We start from the raw sequence: 8,036 nt of genomic DNA on the forward strand, positions 1-8,036 counted from the left end.
GTTCAGTTCTCCAACACAATTTTAATTGATTGTGCAGTGTCTACTCTTTTCAAGTAGAAACGTCTCGCACCGTTCTTTGGGTGAATTGGTTGATTTGTTATCTGAACTTGAGATTGGAAACGACAAGAACAAAGACACTTTAGGATCTGTATATGAATATTTTCTTGGAAAGTTTGCACGTGCTGAGGGAAAACTGGGTGGAGAGTTCTACACTCCACGCAGTGTAGTTGAGTTGATTGTAGCTATGATTGAGCCTCATGATGGTCGAGTTTATGACCCTTGCTGCGGTTCTGGCGGTATGTTTGTGCAGAGTGAACGCTTTGTAGAAGACAGAGAGGGACGAATTGACGGTCAATTAGCTATTTATGGGCAGGAATCCAATTATAATACATGGAAACTTTGCAAAATGAACCTTGCTATCCGTGGAATCGAAGCAAACCTTGGTCAGCAAAATGCGGATTCCTTTCATAACGATCAGCACAAGAGTTTAAAGGCAGATTATATTATGGCAAATCCTCCTTTTAATATTAGTGACTGGGGCGGCGAGCGTTTAATAGATGATCCAAGATGGAGTAAATACGGTATTCCGCCTACGGGTAATGCCAACTATGCTTGGATTTTGCACATGCTGTATCACTTAGCGCCAAGCGGAACAGCGGGTTTTGTATTGGCGAATGGTTCTCTTTCATCTTCTACAATCAGTGAATACAACATTCGTAAAAACTTGATTGAAGATGACAAAATCGATTGTATTGTTACTTTGCCGGGTGGACTGTTCTCAACAACATCAATTCCTGTTTGCCTGTGGTTTATGGCTCGCAATAAGCTGAAAAACGGACACCGTGATCGACATGGGGAAATTCTGTTTATCGATGCCAGAAATATGGAAACTGAACCTTATGAGGACAGTCGTACACAGAGACAGCTGACTGCACAAACTATTGATGAAATCACTTCCGCATACCATTCTTTCCGCAACCATGAAAAGAAAGCAACAAAGGCGGATGGTACAGAAATTGAATATGCCGATAAACAGGGATTTTGGAAGATAGCAACATTGGAAGAAATTCGTGAAAAAGATTATAATTTGACACCGGCGAGTTATGTAGGTGTTGTTCCTATAGAAGAAGACACGGAACCTTTCGATGAAAAAATGAAAAGATTGACAAAGAAATTATATAATGTAATAGATGAATCTCAAAAGCTTGATGAAGAAATTAAGCATCAATTAAATGAAATGGGATGGAACCAAGATTTCAAGGAGGAATAAGATGCTTTTAGGTGATTTAATTATTAATCATGACAATAAACGTATCCCATTATCAGCTAAGCAAAGGGAAAATATTGAAAAAAATTATCCATATTATGGTGCACAGGGTATTATTGATTATGTCGATGACTATCTTTTTGAAGGTAAATATTTGTTGATAGCTGAAGATGGGGAAAATTTAAGGTCTCGCAAACAACCAATTGCAACCATTGTAGAAGGAAAGTTTTGGGTTAATAATCATGCGCATATAGTTACATCAAATGAATTATCAAATCTTGAATTTTTGTGTTTTTGGTTAAATTCAAATGATATATCAGAATATATAACTGGTTCGGCTCAACCAAAGTTGAATCAAAACAATATGAACTTGATTGCGTTGCCTGATTTTTCTAGAGAGGAGCAGGATAGAATTGCAGAAAAGCTATGCGTGTATGAAAAGAAAATTAAAAATAATTTAGTTAACATAGCGCTATTGCTGAATGTAGCAAACGAAATATATAAAGAAACATTTATACAAAAGTCCAAATTAGCAGATGGGCAATATGCAGAATCAACTGTATTTGAGAACATTATAGAACTTAAGGAAAAAAACAAAGAAGAAAAAGATTACCCTGTACTTTCGGTCGTAAAAGAAGGCGAATTTAAAGCATCCGAAGATGTATTTACAAAACAAGTTTATAGTAAGAGCACTAAAAACTATAAAATTGTTCGCCGCAATCAAGTAGCATATAATCCGGCAAGAGCAAATATCGGTTCTATTGCCATGCTCAAGGAGTATGATGTTGGACTTGTTAGCCCGATTTATACTGTTTTTGAGATGAAGGATACGATTACTCCTACTTTCTTTTATTACTATATGAAGCAACCGATATTTCAGGAAATGATCAAACACCATGCCATTGGCACAACAAGGCAGAACTTCCCTTTCGAAGCGTTTAAAATGTTTCCTATGGTTGTACCGCCGATGGAACTTCAATTGAAATTTGAAGAAATCGCAAAACCTATTGAGCAGAAAATCGCAAAGCTCAAAGAAGAAAATGAAGTGTTGGCAGAGATTAGAGATACCCTACTCCCCAAATTGATGAGTGGAGAACTGCCAGTGGAAGTGGGTGAGAAATAATGTATGAAAACTGTATTGGTGTAATAGGTTCTGTACAAGATTTTATTTGGGAAATTAAACTTTTAAATATGGGTACAGATACAGAACATCAATTATTTTATCGTGGACAAAATGACACATCTTTCGGTTTAGCACCGAGCATTTTTAGGGATGGACGGTTAGATTATGAAAGCAAGATTTTTTCTGAAATTCTTGTGAATTGTCCAGAGGAATTTGTTTCGCATAAAACTCCTTTTGAAAAGCTGACAAAAATGCAGCATTATGAATTACCTACTCGTTTGTTGGATATTACATCAAATCCATTAGTAGCATTATATTTTGCATGCCAACCTCGAAGCATACAGGTGAAATTAAAGGATATTATTGAGCAGGATGAAGAATGGTATAGAGAAAATACAGATCTAGAAGAGCTGAAAAATCGCTTGGAGGAGTGCAGTAAGCTTGAAGATGCTGATGGGGAAGTATTTGTATGGATCGATACTCCACTATCGCCTGATGATCCAAAAGTAAATGTATTATCAGAATTAGCTAGAAGCTGCAAGAAAGGCTCACAGCTTGATTCTTTTACAAATGAAATTAATCGCTTCACAATTGAAAATCTCACTGAAGAAGAAGTAAAATCTATTTTACAAGATTTTAGTTATGTTACCGTGGTGGCCAGTCTGGATAATAACAGAATAAAGAGGCAATCAGGAGCATTTATTCTTTTTGGTATGGTATACAATAACTTTGAAAGCGACCTGTATTCTAATAAGAATGTTCCATTCCATATTAAGCAAAAGAATATTGAATTAACGATAAATGCAAGAAATGTTTTGCTGGAAAAACTTAAATTCCAAATAGCAGAGGAAAATGATGAAGATATTGATGAAGGAATGAAGGAATATATTAATAAACAGAATAAATTGCTTACCGATAAAGCATATTCTTATGTCATTCCAAAAGAAAGAAAAAAGTACATTCTGGCAGAACTTGACAAACTTGGGGTTAGCCAGAAAACTCTGTTTCCAGAGATTGATCACCAAGCAAAATATATAATTAATTCTCTTGATAAAAAATCCGTTATTGCTAAAGAGTATGATGTGTTAAAATCAGAGATCGAGGAAATAAAAGAAAATAAAGAAAAGAATGCTGAAGAGCAAATTAGCAATCTTGAACAGAAAAAAGAACTTGATAAAACAATACGACCTAGCGTTACTAAGTATGATACCGTTATCGAAAAAGTTTGTATTTCTCTCGGCTTTAACAAATCAAAAACTAAACAAGTACAGAAGGATTTTGCTAACGCATCAGAACTTTTTTCTGCGCCAGATTGGTATATTTTTGATTCTCAAAAAGCTACATACAGATTATTTGTTAAGAAGTATTTTATCAATAATGGTGTTTCAGCTAATGAAGCAGAAAAAGCTGCTACTCAAATAGTAGAAAAACTATCAGAATTAAAATATGATAAAAATGCGAGGTGAATAAAATGTCCAAATTTATAGAAAATGATCTTGAACAAGCAGCAATGGAGTGGCTTCAAGATTTAGGCTATCAAACACAATATGGACCAGATATTTCGCCGGGAGGAAGCTTTTCAGAGAGAGAAAGTTTTGGAGATGTTGTTCTGTACGAAAGGTTATATAGTGCATTAAAACGTATTAACAAACAATATTCTAATGATACGATTTCAGAACTGGTTAAAAAGATTACTCGTCAGCAGAGCTTATCTATTGTCCAAAATAATGTTGCGTTTCAGAAATTATTAACCGATGGTATTGATGTAGAGGTTAAGCAGAAGGACGGAAGCATAAAAACCGAAAAAGCTTATATTTTTGATGCCAAAGATATTGAAAATAATGAGTTCTTGGCAATCAATCAATACACTGTAATTGAAAACGGAAAAGAACGCAGACCTGATATTGTTGCGTTCTTAAATGGTATTCCTGTTGTTGTAATAGAACTGAAAAATGCGACAAACGAAGAAGTAGATATTGTTGATGGGTTTAATCAGCTTCAGACTTATAAAAGAGATATTCCGTCCTTGTTTTATTACAATGCCTTTATGATCACAAGTGATGGTATCAATGCAAAAGTTGGTACAATTACTTCTGATCTGGATCGCTTTATGTTCTGGAGAACAATTGACGGAGAAAAAGAATCGGGACTTTCTTTTCCGCAATTGCAAGTTATGCTGTATGGAATGATGAATAAAAAGAGATTTTTGGACATTGTTTCAAAGTATAGCTTCTTTGTTCATGAAGAAGATAAGTCTTTCAAAATTTTGCCTGGTTATCATCAATTTTTTGCTGTAAATAAAGCGTTGTATACCACTCACTTGGCAGCCTCTGAAAATGGAAGCAGAAAAGCGGGTGTAATTTGGCATACACAGGGTAGCGGAAAAAGTTATTCTATGCTCATGTATACTCGTCAATTGGTTTTAGAACTGAGTAACCCGACCATTGTTGTTATTACTGACAGAAATGACTTGGATGATCAACTATTTACTACTTTTGCAAAAAGTGCCGATTATTTGCGTCAAACGCCCAAACAGGCAGACACAAGAAAGAAATTACGAGAACTATTGAGCGTTCAAGCTGGCGGCATTGTATTTACGACTATCCAAAAGTTTTCGCCAGATGAGAGTGACCAATCGATGGAAGCACTGACTACCAGACGAAATGTGGTTGTTATAGCAGATGAAGCACATCGCAGTCAGTACGGGTTAGAAGCAAAAGAAAAAGATGGAAAAGTTTCTTTTGGCTTTGCGAAACATATGCGAGATGCATTGCCGAATGCTTCTTTTATCGGATTTACTGGAACTCCTGTTGAGTTGAGCGATAAGAACACCCCTGCTCTGTTTGGTGACTATATTGATATTTACGATTTGACTCAAGCGGTTAAAGATAAAACTACTGTTCCGATTTATTATGAAAGCAGAATTGCAAAGTTAGATCTTCCGCAGGAATTAAAGCCAAAGATTGATGATGAGTATGACAGCATTGTTGAGGGACAGGAGGAAACTTACGCCGAAAGCCAAAAGCGCAAATGGGCAAGGTTAGAAGCCATTGTTGGAACAGATAGTCGTATTGATGTAGTGGTGAAAGATTTTATTGCTCATTACGTCCTTAGACAACAAGCGATTAATGGAAAAGTTATGTTTGTAGCTATATCCAGAAAGATTGCAGTAAAACTTTACTCAAAGATTATAGAATACCGCCCGGAATGGCATAGTGACGACATTGATAAAGGTACAATTAAGGTTATTATGACTTCTGCAGCATCTGATCCGCCTGAATTTCAGCCGCATTCAACTACTGCATCTCAGAAAAAGCTACTTGCAAAGAGAATGAAAGATGTTGAAGATGAATTAAAAATTGTTATTGTTTGCGATATGTGGTTGACGGGGTTTGATGTCCCTTGCCTTCACACAATGTATGTCGATAAACCGATGAGTGGTCATAATCTTATGCAAGCCATAGCACGAGTTAATCGTGTGTTTAAAGACAAGCCCGGCGGCTTAATTGTAGACTATATTGGCATTGCAGATAATTTAAGAAGTGCATTAGCACAATATACACCGTCTGACCGAAAAACAACAGGTATTGATCCACAAGTAGCAATAGATCTCATGCTTGAGAAGTATGAGCAAATTCAAGGAATATTGCATGGATTGGATTACTCTTCTTACATAAGCGGCTCGGCAAGTGAACGAATGGCGTGTATTGTTTCTGGTGTGGATTTTGTTTTGGGTAAACCGGAAGATGAGAAAAAAGAATTTCTTAACTTGGTTGCAGAAATTGGTAAGGCATACGCATTATGTTCGACCTCTGAGCAAGCTCAGGCAATCAATGTAGAGATTAGTTATTTTAAAGCCATCAAATCAGGTATTATAAAAATACTACCAAGAGACAAACAGAAGAAAACGAAAGATCAAATAGAATATGAAATTGGTCAATTGGTTTCCAAATCAGTTATTTCTGAAGAAGTCGTTGACATATTTGCTTCCGTTGGATTGAATAAACCGGATATTTCAATTTTATCTGATGAATTTCTTGAAGAAGTAAAAGGACTGCCACAAAAAAATTTAGCTCTGGAACTTTTACGACGTTTGCTTGACGGCAAGATTAAGGCGATAGCTAAAAAGAATATTGTACAAGCAAAGAAATTTTCTGAAATGCTTGAAGCCTCAGTAATTCAATATGAAAAACGTTCTTTAGAGACGGTAGAGGTTATAAAGGCTCTGGTTGATATGGCAAAAGATATGAATGAGCTTCATAAAAGAGGCGAAAAGCTGGGATTATCAGACGATGAACTGGCATTTTATGATGCAATTTCGTCCAATGAATCTGCCAGAGATTTCTATGAAAATGATGTCCTAAAACAAATTGCTAAAGAACTAACAATCAGCATTAAAAATAATATTAAAGTTGATTGGGATGTGCGAGAAAGTGTTAGGGCACAGATGAGAATTACTGTAAAAAGGTTGCTCAGAAAATATAAATATCCACCGGATAAACAGGCAACGGCGGTGGATTTGATAATAGAGCAAGCTGAAAAAATGTGTGAAAATGAAATTTATTAAAAATAGTCCGCTCCATTGAGCGGACTATTTTTAATAAATCAACTTAGAATTTACAATTTCTCTTGCTCTGTAGCAAACATTGTTCATTTGCGCAACCCATTCCGTCTGATCTTTTGCCTTAAGTTCTTCTGTTATGCCTTCGCTTTTTGCAAGTTGCTTTACGATTTGAAGAAACATATTTTCAGCCTGATTTTCAATATCGACAAGATAGTCGTTTAGTTTCCCGCTTGTCAACAGGTTCATATAAATAATTTTATGGTGTTGTTTCAAATATCTTACGTGTCGATGCCCCCATACTCCGATCGGCTGACCTTGTTGTTCTGGCAAACGGAGATTTGGTATCAGGTAATCCCCAACTTGCGTATAAGTACCGCCCATTTGTTCAAATAATGACTTTTCCATAGTATTTTCCTCCTGTGTTTTAGTGTACTTTTATTTTACAGAAAGATGGGTAATGAAACCAATGTGCCGATAAAAAATACAGCGTACCTGCTATATCACAGATACGCTGTATTTTCATATGTTTATTTCGGGATATGTATTTACCAATTGCTGATACATTTTTCTTGACGGCTGTCGTGAACCGCCCTCCCATTTAGAATAGATGCTCAAACTAATACCTGCTTTTTCAGCAAAAGTTGCTTGATTTAATCTGTGTGCTTTTCTGACTTCACGAAGTCTATCACTGTAAGGATAATCCATAAATTGAGCAAACTCATCGAAGAGCAGATTTCTATCAATTTCAAGGACTTCAGCCATAGCAACGGCTGTTTGATATGGTATCGGGAATCGTTCACGCTCATACATTAACACTGTTGCGGGTACAACTCCTATACTTTCGGCTAACTGCCGTGTGGTTAGACCCTTTCGCTGCCGGTAGTATTTTAGCATTGCCGCAGGAGTTTGTTCTGTAGGAAAACCTTCAAAACAAAAGTTTAAATGTATTAATATCTTTCCGTGCTTGTATTCATATAAGTCTGTGTGATTGAGAATAGTGTCGTATTTGCGCCAAAGTATAGAAGAAAAGTTTTTTATGGAGAAAAGCGACTAGAAATAGGAGCAATACTGAGAGAATTATG

General features: G+C 36.1%; 6 protein-coding genes. 4 read left to right on the plus strand and 2 right to left on the minus strand.

The annotated features are described in order from the left end of the window. Window positions 1–94 precede the first annotated feature (94 nt). Genes ACESSZ_RS15940 through ACESSZ_RS15955 form a run of 4 tightly spaced genes read left to right on the plus strand, consistent with a single transcriptional unit; the run spans window position 95 to window position 6,957 of the window. A complete protein-coding gene (locus ACESSZ_RS15940) occupies window positions 95–1,270 on the plus strand; it encodes an N-6 DNA methylase (protein WP_499842899.1) in 1,176 nt (391 codons plus the stop codon). 1 nt (window position 1,271) lies between these two features. Further along, on the plus strand, window positions 1,272–2,390 hold the full coding sequence (locus ACESSZ_RS15945) for a restriction endonuclease subunit S (protein ID WP_175627748.1): 1,119 nt from the start codon (window positions 1,272–1,274) through the stop codon (window positions 2,388–2,390). After that, window positions 2,390–3,856: an FRG domain-containing protein gene (locus ACESSZ_RS15950; protein WP_175627747.1), complete on the plus strand. Its 1,467-nt coding sequence runs from the start codon at window positions 2,390–2,392 to the stop codon at window positions 3,854–3,856. Before ACESSZ_RS15945 ends, ACESSZ_RS15950 begins: the two co-directional genes overlap by 1 nt. Before the next feature lie 5 nt (window positions 3,857–3,861). Then, entirely contained in the window at window positions 3,862–6,957 is a 3,096-nt protein-coding gene (locus ACESSZ_RS15955; protein WP_175627746.1) for a type I restriction endonuclease subunit R, read from the plus strand. Window positions 6,958–6,987: 30 nt separating this feature from the next. Here ACESSZ_RS15955 and ACESSZ_RS15960 read toward each other — a convergent pair whose 3' ends face one another. Next, complete coding sequence (locus tag ACESSZ_RS15960; RefSeq protein ID WP_175627745.1) at window positions 6,988–7,359, minus strand: TnpV protein; 372 nt, start codon at window positions 7,357–7,359, stop codon at window positions 6,988–6,990. A 114-nt stretch (window positions 7,360–7,473) separates the two neighbouring features. Then, window positions 7,474–7,848, minus strand: coding sequence for a helix-turn-helix transcriptional regulator (locus tag ACESSZ_RS15965; RefSeq protein ID WP_217706350.1), 375 nt, complete (start codon window positions 7,846–7,848; stop codon window positions 7,474–7,476). Between the last annotated feature and the right edge of the window lie 188 nt (window positions 7,849–8,036).

It is taken from the genome of Eubacterium sp. 3_1_31 (genome assembly GCF_964249515.1).
Taxonomy (GTDB): Bacteria; Bacillota_I; Bacilli_A; order Erysipelotrichales; family Erysipelotrichaceae; genus Longicatena; species Longicatena caecimuris.